20 protein-coding genes are annotated in these 18,063 nt (G+C 56.6%); 10 read left to right on the plus strand and 10 right to left on the minus strand.

Annotated features, from left to right (window positions below; all coding sequences use genetic code 11):
* Window positions 1–34: 34 nt before the first annotated feature.
* Both ACODTZ_RS03230 and ACODTZ_RS03235 read right to left on the minus strand, forming a co-directional pair.
* Window positions 35–568, minus strand: coding sequence for a GXWXG domain-containing protein (locus tag ACODTZ_RS03230; RefSeq protein ID WP_489024776.1), 534 nt, complete (start codon window positions 566–568; stop codon window positions 35–37).
* A gap of 287 nt (window positions 569–855) precedes the next feature.
* Complete coding sequence (locus ACODTZ_RS03235; RefSeq protein ID WP_489023703.1) at window positions 856–1,056, minus strand: hypothetical protein; 201 nt, start codon at window positions 1,054–1,056, stop codon at window positions 856–858.
* Window positions 1,057–1,304: 248 nt separating this feature from the next.
* Here ACODTZ_RS03235 and ACODTZ_RS03240 point away from each other — a divergent pair, with 248 nt between their 5' ends.
* The 3 genes from ACODTZ_RS03240 (at window position 1,305) to ACODTZ_RS03250 (ending at window position 3,105) form a co-directional block, all read left to right on the plus strand.
* Window positions 1,305–1,472: a hypothetical protein gene (locus ACODTZ_RS03240; RefSeq protein ID WP_489023705.1), complete on the plus strand. Its 168-nt coding sequence runs from the start codon at window positions 1,305–1,307 to the stop codon at window positions 1,470–1,472.
* A gap of 476 nt (window positions 1,473–1,948) precedes the next feature.
* Window positions 1,949–2,455, plus strand: a complete 507-nt coding sequence (locus ACODTZ_RS03245) for an MgtC/SapB family protein (protein WP_489024778.1) — start codon at window positions 1,949–1,951, stop codon at window positions 2,453–2,455.
* 497 nt (window positions 2,456–2,952) lie between these two features.
* A complete protein-coding gene (locus ACODTZ_RS03250; protein WP_489024780.1) occupies window positions 2,953–3,105 on the plus strand; it encodes a BA14K family protein in 153 nt (50 codons plus the stop codon).
* Window positions 3,106–3,380: 275 nt separating this feature from the next.
* Here ACODTZ_RS03250 and ACODTZ_RS03255 read toward each other — a convergent pair whose 3' ends face one another.
* The gene (locus ACODTZ_RS03255; protein WP_489023707.1) at window positions 3,381–3,665 is read right to left on the minus strand and encodes a helix-turn-helix domain-containing protein; all 285 of its coding nucleotides are present in this window, start codon (window positions 3,663–3,665) and stop codon (window positions 3,381–3,383) included.
* Between the two features lie 1,281 nt (window positions 3,666–4,946).
* Between ACODTZ_RS03255 and ACODTZ_RS03260 the strand changes: the two genes are divergently transcribed.
* Both ACODTZ_RS03260 and ACODTZ_RS03265 read left to right on the plus strand, forming a co-directional pair.
* On the plus strand, window positions 4,947–5,180 hold the full coding sequence (locus ACODTZ_RS03260; protein ID WP_489023708.1) for a DUF2171 domain-containing protein: 234 nt from the start codon (window positions 4,947–4,949) through the stop codon (window positions 5,178–5,180).
* Between the two features lie 78 nt (window positions 5,181–5,258).
* Entirely contained in the window at window positions 5,259–6,926 is a 1,668-nt protein-coding gene (locus ACODTZ_RS03265) for an FAD/NAD(P)-binding protein (RefSeq protein WP_489023710.1), read from the plus strand.
* Window positions 6,927–6,929: 3 nt separating this feature from the next.
* Here the strand turns inward: ACODTZ_RS03265 and ACODTZ_RS03270 are convergent, their stop codons facing one another.
* The 5 genes from ACODTZ_RS03270 to ACODTZ_RS03290 form a co-directional block, all read right to left on the minus strand.
* Window positions 6,930–7,628 (minus strand): MOSC domain-containing protein, encoded by a 699-nt coding sequence (locus ACODTZ_RS03270; RefSeq protein ID WP_489023712.1) that lies wholly within the window; start codon window positions 7,626–7,628, stop codon window positions 6,930–6,932.
* Window positions 7,629–7,642: 14 nt separating this feature from the next.
* Window positions 7,643–8,089, minus strand: coding sequence for a hypothetical protein (locus ACODTZ_RS03275; protein WP_489023714.1), 447 nt, complete (start codon window positions 8,087–8,089; stop codon window positions 7,643–7,645).
* A 102-nt stretch (window positions 8,090–8,191) separates the two neighbouring features.
* The gene (locus ACODTZ_RS03280) at window positions 8,192–8,431 is read right to left on the minus strand and encodes a DUF6894 family protein (protein ID WP_489023715.1); all 240 of its coding nucleotides are present in this window, start codon (window positions 8,429–8,431) and stop codon (window positions 8,192–8,194) included.
* A gap of 9 nt (window positions 8,432–8,440) precedes the next feature.
* Window positions 8,441–8,650 carry a hypothetical protein gene (locus tag ACODTZ_RS03285; RefSeq protein WP_489023716.1) on the minus strand — a complete coding sequence of 70 codons (210 nt, stop codon included), beginning with the start codon at window positions 8,648–8,650 and terminating at the stop codon, window positions 8,441–8,443.
* A 210-nt stretch (window positions 8,651–8,860) separates the two neighbouring features.
* Window positions 8,861–9,067, minus strand: a complete 207-nt coding sequence (locus ACODTZ_RS03290; protein WP_489023718.1) for an AAA family ATPase — start codon at window positions 9,065–9,067, stop codon at window positions 8,861–8,863.
* A gap of 550 nt (window positions 9,068–9,617) precedes the next feature.
* Here ACODTZ_RS03290 and ACODTZ_RS03295 point away from each other — a divergent pair.
* Window positions 9,618–10,622, plus strand: a complete 1,005-nt coding sequence (locus ACODTZ_RS03295) for a nucleoid-associated protein (protein ID WP_489023720.1) — start codon at window positions 9,618–9,620, stop codon at window positions 10,620–10,622.
* Window positions 10,615–11,799, plus strand: coding sequence for a hypothetical protein (locus ACODTZ_RS03300; protein WP_489023722.1), 1,185 nt, complete (start codon window positions 10,615–10,617; stop codon window positions 11,797–11,799). The genes ACODTZ_RS03295 and ACODTZ_RS03300 overlap by 8 nt, the downstream gene beginning before the upstream one ends.
* A gap of 152 nt (window positions 11,800–11,951) precedes the next feature.
* Here the strand turns inward: ACODTZ_RS03300 and ACODTZ_RS03305 are convergent, their stop codons facing one another.
* Window positions 11,952–12,482 carry a nucleotidyltransferase domain-containing protein gene (locus ACODTZ_RS03305; protein ID WP_489023724.1) on the minus strand — a complete coding sequence of 177 codons (531 nt, stop codon included), beginning with the start codon at window positions 12,480–12,482 and terminating at the stop codon, window positions 11,952–11,954.
* A gap of 573 nt (window positions 12,483–13,055) precedes the next feature.
* Here ACODTZ_RS03305 and ACODTZ_RS03310 point away from each other — a divergent pair.
* From ACODTZ_RS03310 to ACODTZ_RS03320, 3 genes are read left to right on the plus strand one after another with little or no spacing between them, the layout of a single operon-like run.
* Window positions 13,056–13,562 (plus strand): hypothetical protein, encoded by a 507-nt coding sequence (locus tag ACODTZ_RS03310; RefSeq protein WP_489023726.1) that lies wholly within the window; start codon window positions 13,056–13,058, stop codon window positions 13,560–13,562.
* Window positions 13,563–13,572: 10 nt separating this feature from the next.
* Window positions 13,573–15,450 carry an AAA family ATPase gene (locus tag ACODTZ_RS03315; RefSeq protein WP_489023728.1) on the plus strand — a complete coding sequence of 626 codons (1,878 nt, stop codon included), beginning with the start codon at window positions 13,573–13,575 and terminating at the stop codon, window positions 15,448–15,450.
* Window positions 15,447–15,755 carry a hypothetical protein gene (locus ACODTZ_RS03320; RefSeq protein WP_489023730.1) on the plus strand — a complete coding sequence of 103 codons (309 nt, stop codon included), beginning with the start codon at window positions 15,447–15,449 and terminating at the stop codon, window positions 15,753–15,755. Before ACODTZ_RS03315 ends, ACODTZ_RS03320 begins: the two co-directional genes overlap by 4 nt.
* A gap of 226 nt (window positions 15,756–15,981) precedes the next feature.
* Here ACODTZ_RS03320 and ACODTZ_RS03325 read toward each other — a convergent pair whose 3' ends face one another.
* Window positions 15,982–17,943, minus strand: a complete 1,962-nt coding sequence (locus ACODTZ_RS03325; RefSeq protein ID WP_489023732.1) for a DNA cytosine methyltransferase — start codon at window positions 17,941–17,943, stop codon at window positions 15,982–15,984.
* Window positions 17,944–18,063 lie beyond the last annotated feature (120 nt).

The raw sequence follows: 18,063 nt of genomic DNA on the forward strand, positions 1-18,063 counted from the left end.
TGCCCATACGGCGTCTGCAGAGCAGTAACGTTTTTCACGGTCGCACCTGATGTCCGGGGAAATCGACACGTCGGAGTTTAAAGAAGTATCTGCGGTCGTCGCCTTCAATGACCATCATGCCTGCAACCTCGTCGTTGCCGATCCGACGAAGATAGTCGACGATCGGCTGCTTGTCGTAGACCATCGCCGCGGTCTCCGCGCCGTCGATCATTCGCAATTTAACCATTGCGGTCGTACCGCGGGATCGAACGATCTTGCTGATGTGCGCAAACCAGTTGCGAGCAACGGACGTTCTGCCAAACGCCGCGAGGCGGATCGCCAATCTTATCGGGAAAAAGGCTGGCTCGATCGGAACGAGGCGGCCGGGATCCCATTGGAAGAGAAGAGCATCGGAGCTCAAATTCGCATTGAACCGCTTGCCAAACCATTGCAGGTTTTCGAGGACGCCGTCGAGCGGGTGCCCGGAGGGAATGCCTTCGCCACGCCAGACGCCCGTCATCTCGCCAGGAAGGACCGACGACAGCGACCCAAACCAAGCTATCTTTTCCGATTGAAGATCGTCCGGCATACAAGTTCCTGTAAATGGGTGAGGGCGATGCCGGACAGGTGGGGCGCTCGTCTGCCGTTTCGTTGACCATCGCGGGAAACCGGAAAAATCGCGATGTTCGCCATCCCTGTCGCGTCCGGTTGACACGGCTCGCGATCGAAAAAGAAAATGTCGAACATCCAGGATAGTTTCGTAGGGGACCCGGCATGAGAGCGGCGATCTCCGACGTAGCGTCTAGTCGAACCAAAACGAGCTGCACGATCCGCATCATCCATGCGACCAATAATGGAGCGCGTACCACATCAACTTTATTGTGCGGCAAGACGGGTCGTCAAAGCCTGCAAAAGTTCGGCCGGACCATGACTGGAAACCAGATCGACCGCCGCTGTGACGGCACGACGACCGTCGGCACTGTCGATAGCAATACCCTCGCCAGCGCACCAATGGTTGACAGCATCCAGCACTGAATCAACGTCACGATCTTCGAGAGAAATCAGGGATTGAAGCATTACGAAGCCCTCCATTGAACCGGCAAGAGCGCGTACAAACTCCCAAGCGGTCCCGCCAAGGTAAGTCCATGGGCCGATTTATGACCTGTATACCTCTCGTATGGAAATGCAAATGACGGGTCCGTGAAAGCGGACGTGGTACGTCGTGCAGCGCATTGGAAATGTCGTCCGCCTTCCGACACTCGGCATGCCGATCTTGATTGGCTTTCCGCCATCACTATCTCAGGGTCAATCCCCGGAGCCAGGACATGAACGACCTCGTCGCCATCACCGTTTTCGACGTTGACCAGATCGAAATTTTGCCGCCTGACGACCTATCCTGCGGCGCAGGGAAAACCGTCTGCGACTGTTGTGGGCGGTCGGCTGTCATGGACGAAGACTGTTGCGGTATCTGCGAGGAGTGCCTTTCGCCGTAAGATTGCTTCGTCGCGCAGCAATTGAAGGGAGGGTTCGGGAAGCGGCCTTCGCAGTCGCGCAGGTCGCTTCCCGGCTCCGAGCGCCTGCCGCCTGGCGCCTAAGGAGGCGAGTACAATACGCCGCCGATGCACTATGGTATCGGGAAGATGAAGTGCCCAGCGCGTGACCCTCGCGAGCGTCGTGTGAAACGTTTGGCCATCATTCGTCAGGTTCGTCTTTCGTTCCAGTAAGCTTGCGCACTAGGCTCACTCGAATGACAATAAATTCGACCGGTATTCGGCATCCGCCGCAAAGCTCGCCAAGACGTTTCGGGCGCTACCCACCGCCAAGATGTCTGTCATTTTTCGAATGACACGGCCTACTTGGCAATGAGGCGCCGCCTTGCCGCAGGTCAACAGTGCTCCATTTCACTGCGACAACAACGTTCAGGGGAGGTGGGTGCATGCTTGGATGGCTGTCCAACTATCAGTTCGACATGCATTTTCTCCCACACCTCGTCGCTCTTCTATTTTCTTACGTGCTCGCGCTACCAATAGCGTGGGACCGCGAACGAAACGAGCGCAGCGCTGGTTTGAGGACCTTCCCGCTTGTGGCGATCGCAGCCTGTGGTTTCATCCAAGCCGCCGAAACTGTCACACGCGACAACCCGGAGGCGACGGCGAGGATTGTCGAAGGTCTCATCAACGGTGTCGGCTTCATCGGGGGCGGTGCCATTCTCGTTGGAAAGGCGAGCATTCGAGGCACAGCCACGGCAGCCAGCCTATGGGCGACGGGCGCAATAGGAGCTGCGGTCGGCCTAGGCGCCTACGAGACTGCGATCGTTCTATCCATTGTTACCTTTGCCACCCTTCGTTTCATGACGACCTTCAAGTCGGAAGGGAACGACGAGGGAGGGTCGGATGCGTCGGGGCCAAAGACGATCGTGGGGTCGGACCGTATAGATATCAGCCGAGCGGAAGACGGGCCGTCCTCTGAACGATAAACTCCAAGCCCACCCGCAGTGAGTTCATTTCAGCGGACCATTTGGCTGTGGAGGCTTGCTAAACAGCCCGTCGGGAAGGGCTGTGTGCCACGCATTATCAAATTTTGATCCGCGAGGGGCGAGAAATGTCGACGATTTGCACCATCGAATGAACTGAGAGCGGTTTGATGCGTTCACCCCGACGAATTCCAAACTCTCGGGGTCGCATGAAGAAAATCGCATTTCTCGTTTTCGGAATAATCTGCGTCGTAGGTGCGTCTCTCGGCGTAGGATCCGTGGCCTCTGTCATTGAACCAAGGAAGCCACCGTCCCTGATGCCGAGCGCATCCGAATTGTGGACCGCGACGCCCGTCAAGATCGACCGTGCCGCGCAGTCTTTCGAGCGTCTGCCCGCTCTCCTGTCGACATATGCGTCGTCGCCCATCCGCGTTGCCAACGCCAACCCATCGATGGATCGGAAGATCGAGCCGACAACGTTGTCGGACAGCGTCCCAGCTATGTCCGCGCAATATGCGCAACATATTGAATGGTGTGCTAGCCGGTACCGGTCGTTCGACGAGAAGACAAATACCTACAGGTCTTTCAGTGGCCGGATCAAAACCTGTTCTTCACCGTTCGGGGGCCACCACGTGTCCCTATCGCAGACCTAAGGGGCCGAACCACAACAGATCGCCAAGCTGCGGCCCTTTAGCGCATAATCCTGATAAAAAGCTTCATTTTCCAGATTTGAACGACGGTCTCAGCCGTCAGGAACGGCCCCATCATCAGGGCGCTGTTTGCTCGGCGTTCTATTGCGTCACAATGGTCTCCGCAACCTTTACTAGAATTCGCGATGGCCTCTTTGATCGAGCGGATGAACACGCTCTTTCGCACCGCTCACTGCGGGTGTCTTTGAGAGGACGCCCTTTGCTCCAGCATTCACGTGCTACTGGTTCTCGATCACCTGTTCGAGGATAAACGAGGGACGAAGGCGCAGAGCCTCGCAGATCGTAAGGAACACGGGCACCGACATGGTGTTCTGGCCGCTCTCGTATTTGCCGACCTGCTGGAAGCTAACTCCCAATGTTTTCGCGACGTGTGTCTGGCTTAAACCCTGAGCCTTTCGAGCAGACCGTAAGCGCTTGCCTAGCTTTTCATTGACCCATGAGGCTGTGTGTTCGGCTACCAACTGCTCAACTCCTTGTAGGTTATCATGTGAGTAATAGCGCAACGGTCAGTTGGATGGATCACTGTCAGGAAAAGTAATTGCCGCGAGCAAAAGGAGCGGCGAAGGGTAGCACGGAGAGTGGGGGGCGAACCCTTCGCCTTGCCGGGACGGTCTTGATACGCAAACCGTATCGACACGAATAGAACTACAGCGTGGGAACATGGTTCCGCTCAGTGTGGCGACCCCTCACACTATGATTTAACCGACAATCCAAGAATGCTGTTTTCGATACAACAGGCCCAATTCCGTCAAACGGCACCGAGGGCGTGGGGTGTAGCCAGGTTCAACCTCGACCAGACCAGCATCTGCCGCGCGAGTGACGGTTTTCCTCCCGACCTGCCACGGTAATTCCTCAAAGGTCACGATATTTAAACTCTGTAACAAGATAGCTATCCGAACGGAGGGTTCAACGATCTGCATAAGGATTTCCTTTCGCCAATATGCAGAACCTTGTTTTATCGGTGAGGTTCCCAGGCGGCACCGTTGCTGAGTTGTGTTGCTAGGTGCTTTCCTCATCTAGTCCCGGCGGTATCTGGACAGACGAGAACACGCAGACGATAGGTCTGTGGCTCATAGCGCGGAATTACCAGTACGTGCGACGACCAGGGGAGCGGGTAGCAGCACTTGGGTTCGCTTCGACGCGTTCGGCGCTTGTGGATACTATACTACGCCATAGCAATGGGAATTGGTCGGCGACAAGCCAGTCGGGAGTCAATCTATGGGACCTGGTAGCTCCTCCGTCCGCTTGCATGAAAGCCCGCCATGAGCGTAACTGCTCACGACGGGCAATTGCCGGACCGGCGTTCATGCCAACGCCACGTTAACGAGAAGCCGATCCAGCGCCCACCACGCTACTGCGCGAAGAGCAGAAACTGCCTACCCCTTTCGCGCAGGGTCTGCTTCTGTTCGGAAGATGTTCGTGTCCTGTCTTACACACAACTTGGAATCTTCGGGTGCTTGTGGACAAATAAGCACAGTTCCGGTCCTGGAGACCTGAACTGGAAGCGAAAGGCTCTGTCGCCGAAACCTCGCGATTGTACCCCAGCGTACGCAAGAACTTTTCAATGGAACACGCGAAGGATCCGGACATTGCTTTATCGGGACCACGAGCGTGTCAACTGGACGCGACAGGGATGGTGAACATGGCGGTTTTTCCAGTTTCTCGCCATGGCCAACGCAGTGGCAGTCGAGCGCCCGACCTGTCCGCAGTGGTCCCATCCTTCCGGGAACCAAGCCTCTCAGTGGACGTTGCCCCGATGCGATCTAAACAAAGGAGAAAACACTATGATTTCTGCAGAACAGGTTCGCGAGCATATGGAAGTCATCGGCGTCGATGGTGCGCATGTTGGTACGGTAGACCACATGGATGGCACATCGCGCATCAAGCTGACGAAGTCGGACTCTGACGATGGTCAGCACCACCTTATTCCACTTGATTGGGTCGACCATGTTGATCAGCACGTCCACCTGAACAAGAGCGCTGAAGACGTCCGCAGTCAGTGGTCGTCGGCCAACTGATTGTTTCAGGAGCCGCTTTCGAGCGGCTCCTTATTTGTTCTCTCCCCGCCGCCTTCCATTCGAGACTAACCAGCCACCATGCCAAGAATCGCCATCATCGGATCTGGACCCACCGGGATATATTCGCTTTGCGGATTAATTTTCAGCGACACGCCGCTGTCTATCACTATCTTCGAGGAAACACCTGACGCGGGGAAGGGAACGCCCTACCATCCGGCGGTCAATGACCGCGCTATGCTGGCAAATATCGCCAGCGTTGAAATCCCTCGCATTGAGCATACGCTCGTCGAGTGGCTATCGTCTCGGCGTGACAGCGAGCTTCAAGAGCTAGGCGTCGAAAGGTCAGCAATCGGAGAACGTGAGTTCTACCCTCGGATTGTTCTTGGCGAGTTCCTGGCAGCACAATTCTGGATACTGGTGAACCGGGGGCTCTCTCGCGGCCACTCCATAGATGTGAAAGCCAGCCACCGTATCCTCGATATCAAGCTTGGCAAAGATGACATAACGCTCAAGTTCAAGAGGCACGGTGGCGAGGATGCTGCGATGTCCTTCGACCACGTCGTCATGGCCACAGGTCACGATCGGCCCGAGAACACGGAAACGTCGCCGGGGTATTTTGTGTCGCCGTGGCCTGCTGCCGCGATCAAGAGGATTGGCGCTGTTGAGGTCGGTGTCTTGGGCACGTCGCTTAGCGGTATTGACGCAGTCGTCTCCGTCGCCACCGCCCATGGCATGTTCCTTCGGGACGACAATGGAACGTTGCGATATGAGCCTGACGCCTCAAGCACCGGCTTCTCTATCACTATGATGTCTCGTAAGGGTTTGTTGCCCGAGGCGGACTTCTATTGTCCGATCCCATACGAGCCTCTCAGGTTTTGCACTCAAGAAGCCGTACGGCTGCTGATGGAGCAAAAGCGGGAGCGGCTTCTCGATGAGGTCTTCGAGTTGTTCCGGCAAGAGCTTGCCGCAGCCGATCCTGACTACGCTGCCCGCATTGGACTTGCGTTGGCCTCCGTGGAGGACATTGCCGACCGCTATTTTCGAGCGCGACAACACGCCGATCCCTTCGTCTGGGCCGCTGAGAACCTTGCGGAAGCCAAGAAAAACAAAGCCGAGCGGCAAACCGTCCGGTGGCGTTACGCCATCCTCAGGATGCACGAAGTCATCGCGCTTGCCATTCCTCGTTTGAATGACCGAGATCTGAAGCGCTTCCACAAGGATTTCAAGACAGTTTTCGTCGACGATTACGCGACGGTTCCGCACGAATCCGTCGAACGGCTCCTTGCCCTGCATCAGGCAGGCAAGTTGTCCGTGAAGGCACTGGGCGACGACTACGACATAAGACGACGTGATGAAGAGCCAGGAGCCGTCGTGATCGTTGACGGATTTGAGTGCAAGTACGACGCCTTCATTGACGCTACTGGACAACACGCGCTCTCCGCTTCCGATCTCCCATTTCCCAGCCTCCGTCAGACCGGCGCAATCAAGGACGCAAAGACCCAGAGGGCCGGGGCCAGCGCAACCGACGAGACCCGGCGAACAGGTGGTATTGAGATTGACGACGACTTTCGGCCCCGCGTTGAAGCTGGGCTGTCGAACAATCTCTACTGTGTCTCAGTCCCGTTCCTGCTGCATAAAATGCCGTTCATACAAGGCATCACCAGTGCTCATGAAATGGGAAGCAACGTGGCAGCGACGATCATCGATGCGATAGCGAACTCTGATCTTCTTTTCCACTCTGGCTAACGCTCACTCGACAGAGATCGTGTCTCCAGCGAAGATGAGGCCGTCAGAACCAACATCGGCGTATACACCGAAACACCGCTGGCGGCTCCGGACGACGGTGCGCAGGACTTCGGGATCTTCGGGCACGTCAGTCTGCGCGATCATGGTCATTCCGCAGCGTTTGGTTTTCTCCGTGATCGTGCCACGGTAGGTACCGATGGCGATTTGACTACCAATCCAATCGTCCTCGTTCGCACTGGTATCTATCACAATATTCGGGCGAAATCTGCGGATGTTCAGGACAGCATGCGGCATGATCCCAGACAAGTCAGACAGTGACCTGGTTGAGAGCAAATGGAGTGGGCTCGCGGCATATCGAGGGCACAAGGTGACTTCGCCCTCGTCGGTCGGGAGAGTGCTGCCAACCCGACGGATGGCACAGCGGAAGCCAAAATGGTCCGACAGCGCGTTATCCAACTTGGGATCATCGACGAAGAAGTTCCAATTACCCGAGGAGATCACAAGGTCCCCATCGTCGATGCGAGCATCAATCATTAGTGCCGGACGCCAGCGGGCGATTTTTTCTGGTGCAGCTATCTCTCCCGACACAAGGTCGACGAGAAGGTGACTGCGATCTCCTCTAACGCCATTAATAGTAACGGCTAGGGTGTCGACCCGTTCTCCGCGCAGCGAACAGACTGGATAGCGCCATAGAGCCTGCACCGTTGCCGCGACCTCTATCTGGTCGCTCCCCAGAACCAAGCTACCGCAGCGACGATACCGACTGCTGTGAGCGGGCGTTCTCTCACCATCTCTCCGAAATTCTGGATGATAGACTTGGCCTCGGCCTTTCCAGCCGCTACGGCACCGCTGGCGACCTCGGAGGCTTGGTCGGACAGGCGGACAGCGTCTCGGCCAAGGGAGTGGACACGCCCACGATTTTCAGCGCCGCTAAACTCTCCGGTCGACTTCAATGCGTTATCGACAAGCGGAAACTCGTCACGGTCGTCGTTGTTGTTCCCGTCAATCGTGGTCGCGACGGAGGATTGCGTCGCCGAAACAGGATCGGACGCCGGGAAAGTATCTTCGAGGCCCTGTTCAAGCGTATCGCCTTCACTAGCACCCGAGCGGGCCTTCTCGGCATTACAGGACTGAACGGCGGGGGATTTTTTGGGATCGGTCATGGTTGCCTCCTGTTCCGATGGAGAACATTCAACTTCGATTTCGGTTCCGGTTAAAACTCACACCGAAGGCAAAAGCTTGGTGTGTCTGAGCGCTCCGTCCCGCTACGATGTCTTTGCGATCTCGTCGAATGTGAGCCTCAGTTCTACAATGGGTCTCCTTTCGGCGTCGAAGATCTCGACACTCACCATGTCTCCGAACTCCTCGCGTGATCCCTTGGACACCAACTCACGGAGCAAAGTCCTCGCCTCTGAACGAGCTTCATCAATAGTGTCGATCTCGTGCTGGATCTCGGTAGCGTCGGCTCCACTGCCGTCGAGAAGCTGGAAAATGAATGTGGGCATCAATCCGCCTCACAGGATAACGTCGACGGCGACAGCCTGGAACGACGGCTTACGGCGCTTCGCCGCCATCAAGAGATCAAGCTCCACGGATGATGGTCCGAAGCGTCTGAAAAGGTCTTCGGCATCGTGAAGTTCCAAGGCATATTTCGCACGAAACTCCTCGACTGAGTAGGGCCTACCCCGTAGAACCCTTCCGCGCTCCACAACTCTGTCTTCCATTCTACCCTCCTTTATTTGGCGGCGTAATGCCTGCGAGGGCAATTTGTTCCACGTGCTAAAGGTAGGAATGGATTGGATTGCACTGGGCATAGGCCAAAGCGCTACTCGGGCAGCCTGATGCCTCGGATCTCAGGTGCCTGATGGGTCGCGGGAACGAAATCCGGTGTTGGAAGCTACCGAGAAATGAACCAGACCATTACTGATACCAGTTCAACCTCGAACGAGCCCGTCGGGGAGCTTGGGATGTAGTTCTGCTGACTCCAAACTCGCGAAAAGGCGTGACAAAGTGCTTTTGCCCGATCCGTTAAATCCGTAGATCAGGTTGTATCGACGGACGCGGAGCGACGGCGTTCGCGCATTGCGATCGACATGGATTCCCATGCCTTGCATGGACCGTATGTTGGTGATGATCACCATGCTCGAAGTCTTAGAAGATTCGACAGTTTACAACAATCTCCTGATTATCAACAGGCGCTGAATACTACCGATTAGGTCGGATCGAGATCTGATGCATGCCGACTGTTCGAGTCCGCGCCGCGCGCAATGATTACATTGACTGAGTAGTCGCCAACGTAGCTGCCCGCGGGTTTACTCATTGCTCGCGCTTCCCTTTCCAGTCGAAGCAGCGCGTCCGGAGTTAAGATCTGATTGCAAATGAAAAGCTGTGCTCCACCGGCGGTCACCGCCAGTCAAGGACGGACACGTGACCATGCTAAAGCCCGCGTGTTCTTCGCCCTGCCAAGAGCTTTATGAGCGAATGTTCCAGCAGCCTTGAATTCTTGCGCACGAAGGATTCGAGGCGTTCGCGATCGCAGCAAAGGCCGATCCAGTTCGGGTTGAAGCCGACGCCGATCGCTCCGGTGAGACGCCCACCGTTCGCGAGCGCTGCGACCCTCCTTCGTGTAATGCTTGTATTTTACTACCGACTCACGACTGATAATGAGTTGAGACTTGGAGACTTCAAAAATTGGCAAATATTATTAGAAAAGTGGCTATTCACGACCTCGAGCCGATCGGTCGTGGATTCGAGGTGAAGCTCGGAAAAAACGATCTGCCAATAACCAACACTGCGCAACGCGTCATCGACCTACTGTATAGCCTGTATAACCGGCGTGCCTCGAAATCGCATGGCAAGTTTGCGGATGATGAAGTCAACTATCCGACACAAATACACGTTGGCGCCTACATCGACGGTGATTTCGCCGATTTCAACACCTTGACCGCCGACATGATGCTGACGCTGAAGAAGGAAGCGAGCCAGAAGAACGCCCGAGGAGGGCATGTCTTCTTCTCTCACTTCCACCGAGACGGAAAGGACTATCTTCTCGTCGCGATCATCAATGACACTCTCGGCGCGGCCCTCACTGACGATCTCGACGTCACCGATGTGAAGCATCTGGACATGGATGGGTTCCGCTTCGCTGGCCGTATCAATATGACCGGTTGGAGCGGCGGCGAAGATCGGTACATCAGCTTTCTGAAGGGCAAGGGCGATATCGCGGAGTACTTCAAGGAGTTCCTAGGCTGCGATACCTCAGTCGCGGAGCGATACGATACGCAAACCCTTGTGAAGGCTCTCGGCGAATACGCAGATTCCAAGGGTCTGAAAGGTGAGGACAAGCAGGCCTTTCTAAAGAGGGCCAAGGACATCTGCGACAGACTTTCGAAAAGCCAACAGGAGCTGTCGTTCACGGCGTTTTCGAACGAAATGGAGCCGGACGGTCCTGAGGATCTTCTTGAGACGCTCACCGATCCCGAGCGAAAGCTGAATGACAACTTCGTGCCGCACCGTCCTAGTCTCGCTCGTCTTGTCCGGTTCCAGGCGAGAACCAAGCACTGGAGCCTGGAATTCGACAGGGAGGCGTTGCAGACGGGTCCTATTTCCTATGATAGGGAAGCCAACGTTCTTATAATACGTGATCTGCCAGAAGAATTGATCGCCGACCTCCGTTCCGATATTGACGATGGATAACCTCTCGTTCGAGCACCTTCTGAAAATCTATCGGCGAACCGACATCGACGATGCCGGCGAAGGGACAATACTGCTCGAGAACGAGGAGTTGGTGTCTGTTCTCAAGCTCGTCGTCAATGAAGACAACTACAACGCCGCGCAGATTTCGCTTCTCGACGCCGAGGACGGTGACCTGAAGGTCGGACGTAGTGTCAGGCTGCATGTCGGGCCACCAAGGACTTCGCTAGGACTGCTCGTTAAAAACTTCGACGCTCTTCTTATGACCGATGGGGCCTTGCTGAGGGAACCGTCGCGGTATTTCCTGATCGAAGAGAAAATCAGCAGCGAAGATCGTCCTTCGGATCAAATCCAGGTTCGATATCGCCAGCTTATTGGCGTGATGAAGCTCATGGCGGAGGCCGCGTCCTACGTCGACGAGACTCGTCGCGAGTTGGTTTTCATCACTGACACCAAGGTCGTCATCCCGCTTCGACTGTCCGGCCGCGACGTCCAGGAGCTCGACGTCTCAATAACCGCCAAGTGGGTCGGGTTGTTTTCGGACGCTATCCATCGAGAGCAGAAACTCGCGATTCTGGCGCAATCGTTGATCAAGCTTGTCGCGAGCCAGGGCGCCTCGGCTCGGCTGGCATTCGCACTTCGAAACCTGGACAAGATCGTCGACGAAGTGTCCAACGGCTATCGCCTATTCGCGTCGAGCTTTTCCTATTCGAAGGTGAGAGGCGAAATGGAAGCGGCGCGCGTGGATCTGATCGGCAAGATCCACAAGACCATCGTCGATATTCAGGGCCAGCTCCTGGGCATACCGGTGGCGACAATTGTCGTTGCCACACAGCTTAAAGACGCTCCCGACTGCGGATTGCCTTTCTGGGGCAACAGCGCCGTGATTTTTGGCGCATGGGTTTTTATCGCTCTGCTGACGATTGCGATCATAAACCAGTACCTGACGCTGAAGGTGATTGCAGAGGATGTCGCGAGGCAAAGGAGCAAGCTGAAAAACGAGTATGCGGCTCTCGGAGACACCATTACCACCGCCTTCGATGGGCTGGATGGTCGAATTACATATCACAAGAGCGCGCTGGTTATCATCGGGCTTGTAGCGGTGGCGGCGGCCGTAGTGGCTACTATTTCATATGTGCACCTCAGTACCAGACCTATCGGCTATTGCATCGGCGTGTGAAGCGTTGCGAGCGGCCTCGGAGGGGGTTTAGGTGCAGGGCTTTGCAACCGAAGAATCTGAGCTGGCGTAAACACGGCCGCCCTACGGCGCAATCCAAAAACTACCCTCGGGATTGGCTCGGCAATTCTGCCTTTGTGAGATCTACGAGCGATTCAAGCTGTCGAACCGTGTCGATCGAAAATGATGATCTTGTCCCCTTCCACTATTCGCTGGATCACTCTGTCCTGGCTGAGTAGCTGCCACTCCTCGGGGGTATGCAGGTTGAGATCCAAGTCGCGTTGGAGTGTCAGTTGGATTCGCTCCACAGCTTTGCCGAGCTCAAACAGCTCGAGATCGCCAACGATCATCAGATCGACGTCGCTGTCCGAACGTGGGTTGCCGGCAGCCATCGAGCCGAAGAGGAAAGCTAACTCGATCCTTTGCTTGAATGGGATAAGCTCGTTTGCGATCAGCTCGGCGACGCCATAGGTCTTGATACAGATTGAGCGCAGTTCAGGAAAGATGGGATTGTTGACGTTGGCGGAATAAATCACCTGGTTGCCGCGCCGACGCCTGGAAACGACGCCGTGCTTCTCAAACGCCGCGATAACCCGTCGACCCGCCCCCGTTCCCGGACCTCCGATCGCTATCAACTCGTTCGTATGGTATGAGCGGTCGGGATGGAGGACGAGCGCAACCAACATTCTTTGCTGCCGAGTCGAAAGCATCCAGTCAATCATATCGCACCAAAAATTGGACCGATCGAACCAATAACAGGATTGGAGGCGATTATCGAGCTTTTCATCGCGGCACCCCCTCGCTGCGAAAATGAGCAGGTGATGCCGCCCGAATTCGCGGTCGCGGAAAGGCCCGCGGCAATGTGACCGCCACAACGCGCGTTTATGTTATTCCGAGGACCAATCGGCGACATGACCTCGCCCTATCGGCGATGATGGCCAGCAACTGAGATCGTTTCGTCGATCGTTTGATCGGTGAATTAAAGAGGGTAGCAGCACCGCCCAAGCCACCTCGATTCGAAATCGCTTGACTTCGCCAAATTTGTTCATATTTTGTTCACCGTGACCCACGAGCTACGAATACGCCGAATACGTTGATGATGTCGCATTCGCCCACGGGCGGAACGGATCAACATTGTTCGGGTATTTGTCATGAGTCATTCCCATTACGAGATGCCGCAGGCGCTTTATGCTGCCTATTCGCAAGCCGCGGCCAACAGCTTTTTTCCTAGAGGAACCGTTCGCTGCTCAGGCGAGGTAATGTTTCGATCGCAGTTGGCCAGGGATCTGGCCTGCCTGCTCGACGTCGACGACAGGGTCGTAGGCTGGATGTGTCTGCCGGGCGAGATCAAGACGCTCGAAGGCGTCCACGTTCCCGACCTGATGGCGGACTACGACGACGGGCGCCGGGTCTTCCCCGACGCCTGTGAGGAGAACGGCGATCTGGCGGTCACCGAGGGGGCGGCTTGCATGCGCCTCTATCATCGGTATGTGCCACGTTCGGAAATCGAAGCTGGCTTCCGTCTATCCAATGCCAGAGATCTTTTGAGATACGCGACCTATCGCACGCCGTTGAACGACCGGATGAGAATCTTGGCGGCAATCGAGGAAGCCGGGAGTCTCAATATCGGCGAGTGCCTTCAGTTATGTCGCGAGGTCCAGCCAATGACGGCCATCTCCTGGATGCTGCTGCACCGCTTTCTTATGGCGGAACTCGACGAGCGGATGCTCGGGCCGGAAACGGTCCTGCGTCGGTTTCAGCGGTGAGGGCTCCCTGATGCGACATAAATTTACGCGCTCGGTCACATTGGAGCGCGTCTCGTACGGGATTGCGCTGAAAACCGCCGTCCGTCTCGGCGGCGCTTTCAAAGCCGCAGACGGCCGACAGTCTGTTATCGTACTTCGTCTTCCCAAGGCGGCGGACATCGGCGAGTACGGTGTGGCTGCAGACATTCTTTTTTCTGAGATTGAGGCGCTGCAGCGCTTCAAGATCGTCGTTCCGAAACCTGACCGTAGAGGCCGTATGGATCTCGGGCCGTACTATGGTTCGTTGCGCACTTCTCCAGCGGTCGCGGTTCTATGGCCGTCCACCCATGAACTTCCAAACGAACTCGAGCTCCATGCCGACAGGGTTGTCGATGTTCCACCAGTGAGATCGAGCCATCTCGTTGCCGCTGCAAAGGTTGTTTCGGGACAAATTATCGCACCTGAAGACGCCGAGAAGATGCTCGTCTATCCTCCGTCTGCCGTTTTCGCGGCGTTCAGGCCAGGTCGTCCACCCGAAGAAACATTGAAAAAGCTGGCGCAGTCAGCGTCGCTAAAACCCTCCGTCGGACCAAGTCTCCAGAGCCTGGTCGGCTACGGAGAGGCTCGCGACTGGGGAATGTCGCTGGCGGAAGATATTCGCGATTGGAAGAGTGGTCGTCTCCCATGGAGCGATGTCGATCACGGCATTCTGTTAAGCGGCCCGCCTGGAACCGGGAAAACGATGTTCGCTGGTGCGTTAGCACGTCAATGCGGCATGGGTATCGTGGCGACGTCTGTCGCCAGATGGCAGTCCGCGGGATACTTAAGTGACACGTTGAAAGCATTGCGGGACGTCTTCGAGGAAGCGATCAGAAAAGCGCCCTGTATCCTGTTCATTGATGAGATGGACGCCATCGGCGACAGGGCCACGATGGCGAACGATCAGAACCGCCTCTACTGGACGCAGGTGCTCAACCTCTTGCTGGAGTTCATCGATGGTCATGCTAAGCCGACGGGCGTCGTGGTCGTGGGTGCAACGAACCATCCCCAGAATATCGATCCAGCCTTGAGGCGAGCCGGTCGTCTCGACAAACATGTGATCATTTCGTCTCCAAATCTCGAAGATCGACGCCACCTTGCGCGCCTGTATTTCGGGGAACATCGCTCAGATGAGGACCTACAGGCAATCGCAGTGGCAACCGCGGGCTTCACAGGCGCGGATTTCGAGCGAGCCGGCCGTGAAGCCAAAAGACAGGCGAGGCGCGCGGGAGAACCTATCGATTGCGCCATTGCCATGCGTGGCTTGCCAGAAGCGTCGAGGTTGGTAGGAAGGCGACGGAAGATTGTTTCCGTGCACGAGGCGGCCCACGCGGTCGTTGGTGTTCATCTCGACGTTGGAAAGCTCGAAGCCGTAGTCGTGCCGTTTGAAACACGCGGCGCCCAACCGGCCGGGTTTGCTCAATTCAGAGCACATGACGACCGCGAGCCTGACCGCAAGTATCATCAGGATAGCATCGCCGTGCTCCTTGCGGGACGAGCGGCAGAGGAGGAATTCCTAGGAACGGCCCACGTGGGCGCAGGTGGTGTCGAAGGTTCCGATCTCCAGCAGGCCACCGATATCGCCACCTTGATGGAGGTGGCTTTCGGCATGGGCGAAGGGCTCTCTTATCATTCCGCTGGTACGTCCGCGCTAAGGGACCTCCTACGGCGCAGCGACAGAACCATTGCCGCGCGTGTCGAGCGCATCCTGGCTCGCGAGATGGCGCGATGCCGGGAGATCGTGCGCGACAAGCGGGAAGTCATCCAAAAGGTCGCTGCCGAGCTTGAAATCCGTGGCCATATCGAAGGGTCTGAAATCGCGTTTATGATGCGGAAGGTACAGAGCGAGCGGGAGACCTTACTTCCATGATGACGCCGTGGAAACTTGTGATCCGCAGCTTTAAAGCCGAGCCCGATGCAAGGGGGCGTTCGCTCGTGAGAGAGGCGATCCTCGATGCTGTAGGAAAACCGTTCAAGCTGCGGGAAGCACGCCGTCGATTATTCATCTTGACGAAGCAGGCGTCGGAGAGCCTGCCCGCGATCATCGAAACCGACGCCGGTCTGGTCTGCCTTATCTCGCTGGATGACCTTGTTGAAGTGGTTGTGGACCCGTCGCCGACGCTCCACGAGGTGGTTTGGGGAACTCGGACAAAGGATTTCCGAGAACCGTCCTAGTGACCACAGCCCAGGTATTGTTCCGCGACCGAGTTTATCCTCGAATAGCTGACCGGCGGATCGCCGTGCGGCAAACATCAGACACGTTACGCAGAAACGCCATAGCAAAACTGGCCTGCCGATGTGCATGACAGGAGTTCTTGTGGGAATGGTTCAGCCATCGGAACGGGAGTGTAATGTCTTGCCTGCTCTCACCTCGACGCCGGAAAATCAAAAGGACGCCTGCTCACGCCTCTTCCACAATTGCATGCGTCAACTCGGGGAAAAGCGACGGCGGCTCGACCACCGCTCTCGCTCGAACGTGCTCGCCCTCATGCGGCCAAAGCAGCGCCTCCATGTCAAACCGATATCCGGTGAGCACAGAGTGGAGCGCTAGACCAATTGCCTGTGCCATCCTCGGAGCAACCGCGTTGCCAATCTGCTTGGCAACGGACGCCTTACCGCCGACAAAAACGTAACTGTCGTCAAAGTCTTGGAGCCGTCCACGCATCCTGAGTGTCAACCCAGGCACGAAGTCAGGCCCGAGCTTGCGTGCTAATTCGTCGGTCGGCGCCTCGTCAGGGACGCCGGCTGGGGTGAGACCATTTCGTGCCCAACGGATACGCTCCTTTTCCTGAGCCTTGCCCTTCCGGCCGGTGAGCGTCGACGCCTGGGCGCCCTGCAAGACGGTTCCATCGTCCAACTCGAAGGTCACTGTCCTGCAATATTCCGCCCAGTCGTCCACCTCGCTCCAGCCGTTCGCGGCCATTAGGTCGTAAAGAACGTCGCCTACGTTCGCTCTGCGCTTTGGGAACCGTGGCATCTCGAAACGGCGTGCGTGATAGGCCTTCAGCCCGACAAATAGGATGCGGGGGCGGTTCTGTGCGACGCCGTAATCGGCGGTATTCACTTCAACGATCTGAGTAACATAGCCAGCTTCCCCTAGCTCCTTAAGAAACGCGGCAATGTGGTCGCCATGCTTGCCGAACAAGGCGCCGCGGACATTTTCGAAAACAAATGCCTTTGGTTTGATCTCTCTAACGGCCCGAGCCCCTTCCAGAAGCAGGTCCCGTCCGTCGTCTTTCCCCAGTCCGATGCCTTCTTCTGAAAATGCCTGGCAAGGTGGCCCGCCGCAGACCAAGTCGACCTTGCCAGCGAACTGCGTGAAGTCGATCGTGGTAAGGTCCTGCTCGATGACCGGCCAGTTCGGCCTGTTAAGACGCATAGTCGCCGCCGCGTCCCTGTTAAATTCCACTAGACCGACGTGGTCGAAGCCGGCTCTTTCCAACCCCAGAGCCATTCCGCCGGCGCCGGCGCATATTTCCAAGGCCTTCAACCGACGTTCGGGAAGCGTTGTCCGAAGGCCATCATCGAGAGGCCTGAACATCGACATGTAATCTTCGTTGCCCACATAGCGGGCAAGCTTGCCGATGGCGGAAGCTCGACCGGCCATAAGCCGTTCTGCGCGATGTGCCATCTCATTTCGAGCCTTACCTTTCGGCGTGGAAAGCGACTGCAAGAGTCTGTGGACTTCCCCAGCTCGCCGCTCTAGCTCTTTTGCCTCCCGCCATCCGGGCTGGCCAAAGATAGGATGAGTGGATCCTGCAATGGCCTCGAACGCCGGCAGCAGTCGCGACGCATCTTTTGCGATCGACGACATCTGTTTGGAAGATGCTGCGACGGTCCTGGCGCAAGGAAGTTCAGCGATTTTGTCGAGTAGCGCGGCCGTGTTGTTTCTAAACTCGTCCACGGCGACGATCGACCTGCGACGTGCGGCATCGAGCAGGGATTTCTTGCTTGCGTTGGCCCGGTGCTCGAAGTCCGACATCTTGCTGTCGGCGACATATCGCCGGACGGCCCTCAGATCCTTCAAATCGAAGCGGACACCAGATGCGATACGCGCGATAGCCATCTCTCGGACTGTCGCATTTGTAGCAATCAACCCGCGGACGACTTCGTAAGGGACTGCGCGATCCTGCAGGAACTGCTCGTATCCTTTCAGCTTGCGGGAAAACTGCGAACAGGTCCTGATCTCGCTTGGCACCATGCCGCAGCGCGTCATCAGGAACTCGCGGCTCTCTTCCAAAGGCACGGCGGATTCGAGCTTCTCGACTTCCTGGGCAAGCTTGATGAACTTCTCGGTGATTGCTTTGCGGAGCTTGGCAATCTCGCGCTTGGCGCTAGCCAGTGCAGCGGCAGTCTCGTTCACGTCGGTCTCCGTCCATTACTGCATTCTGAGACGTAGTAGCCGGGCGCGCCTTACAGCCTTGATAAGAGGTGAGGTTAAAATTGCCTTGCGCGCGGTGATGGCGATGCCGCCGCCGAGAGC

It is taken from the genome of Rhizobium sp. FG113 (assembly GCF_057809895.1).

Coding starts and splice junctions, on each gene's coding strand:
- ACODTZ_RS03245 (WP_489024778.1), top strand. CDS start 1,949: ATGCATTTTCTCCCACACCTCGTCGCTCTTCTATTTTCTTACGTGCTC.
- ACODTZ_RS03290 (WP_489023718.1), bottom strand. CDS start 9,067: ATGGTGATCATCACCAACATACGGTCCATGCAAGGCATGGGAATCCAT.
- ACODTZ_RS03310 (WP_489023726.1), top strand. CDS start 13,056: ATGTTTCGATCGCAGTTGGCCAGGGATCTGGCCTGCCTGCTCGACGTC.
- ACODTZ_RS03280 (WP_489023715.1), bottom strand. CDS start 8,431: ATGCCCACATTCATTTTCCAGCTTCTCGACGGCAGTGGAGCCGACGCT.
- ACODTZ_RS03265 (WP_489023710.1), top strand. CDS start 5,259: ATGCCAAGAATCGCCATCATCGGATCTGGACCCACCGGGATATATTCG.
- ACODTZ_RS03240 (WP_489023705.1), top strand. CDS start 1,305: ATGAACGACCTCGTCGCCATCACCGTTTTCGACGTTGACCAGATCGAA.
- ACODTZ_RS03320 (WP_489023730.1), top strand. CDS start 15,447: ATGATGACGCCGTGGAAACTTGTGATCCGCAGCTTTAAAGCCGAGCCC.
- ACODTZ_RS03230 (WP_489024776.1), bottom strand. CDS start 568: ATGCCGGACGATCTTCAATCGGAAAAGATAGCTTGGTTTGGGTCGCTG.
- ACODTZ_RS03285 (WP_489023716.1), bottom strand. CDS start 8,650: ATGGAAGACAGAGTTGTGGAGCGCGGAAGGGTTCTACGGGGTAGGCCC.
- ACODTZ_RS03315 (WP_489023728.1), top strand. CDS start 13,573: ATGCGACATAAATTTACGCGCTCGGTCACATTGGAGCGCGTCTCGTAC.
- ACODTZ_RS03275 (WP_489023714.1), bottom strand. CDS start 8,089: ATGACCGATCCCAAAAAATCCCCCGCCGTTCAGTCCTGTAATGCCGAG.
- ACODTZ_RS03305 (WP_489023724.1), bottom strand. CDS start 12,482: ATGTTGGTTGCGCTCGTCCTCCATCCCGACCGCTCATACCATACGAAC.
- ACODTZ_RS03300 (WP_489023722.1), top strand. CDS start 10,615: ATGGATAACCTCTCGTTCGAGCACCTTCTGAAAATCTATCGGCGAACC.
- ACODTZ_RS03260 (WP_489023708.1), top strand. CDS start 4,947: ATGATTTCTGCAGAACAGGTTCGCGAGCATATGGAAGTCATCGGCGTC.
- ACODTZ_RS03250 (WP_489024780.1), top strand. CDS start 2,953: ATGTCCGCGCAATATGCGCAACATATTGAATGGTGTGCTAGCCGGTAC.
- ACODTZ_RS03235 (WP_489023703.1), bottom strand. CDS start 1,056: ATGCTTCAATCCCTGATTTCTCTCGAAGATCGTGACGTTGATTCAGTG.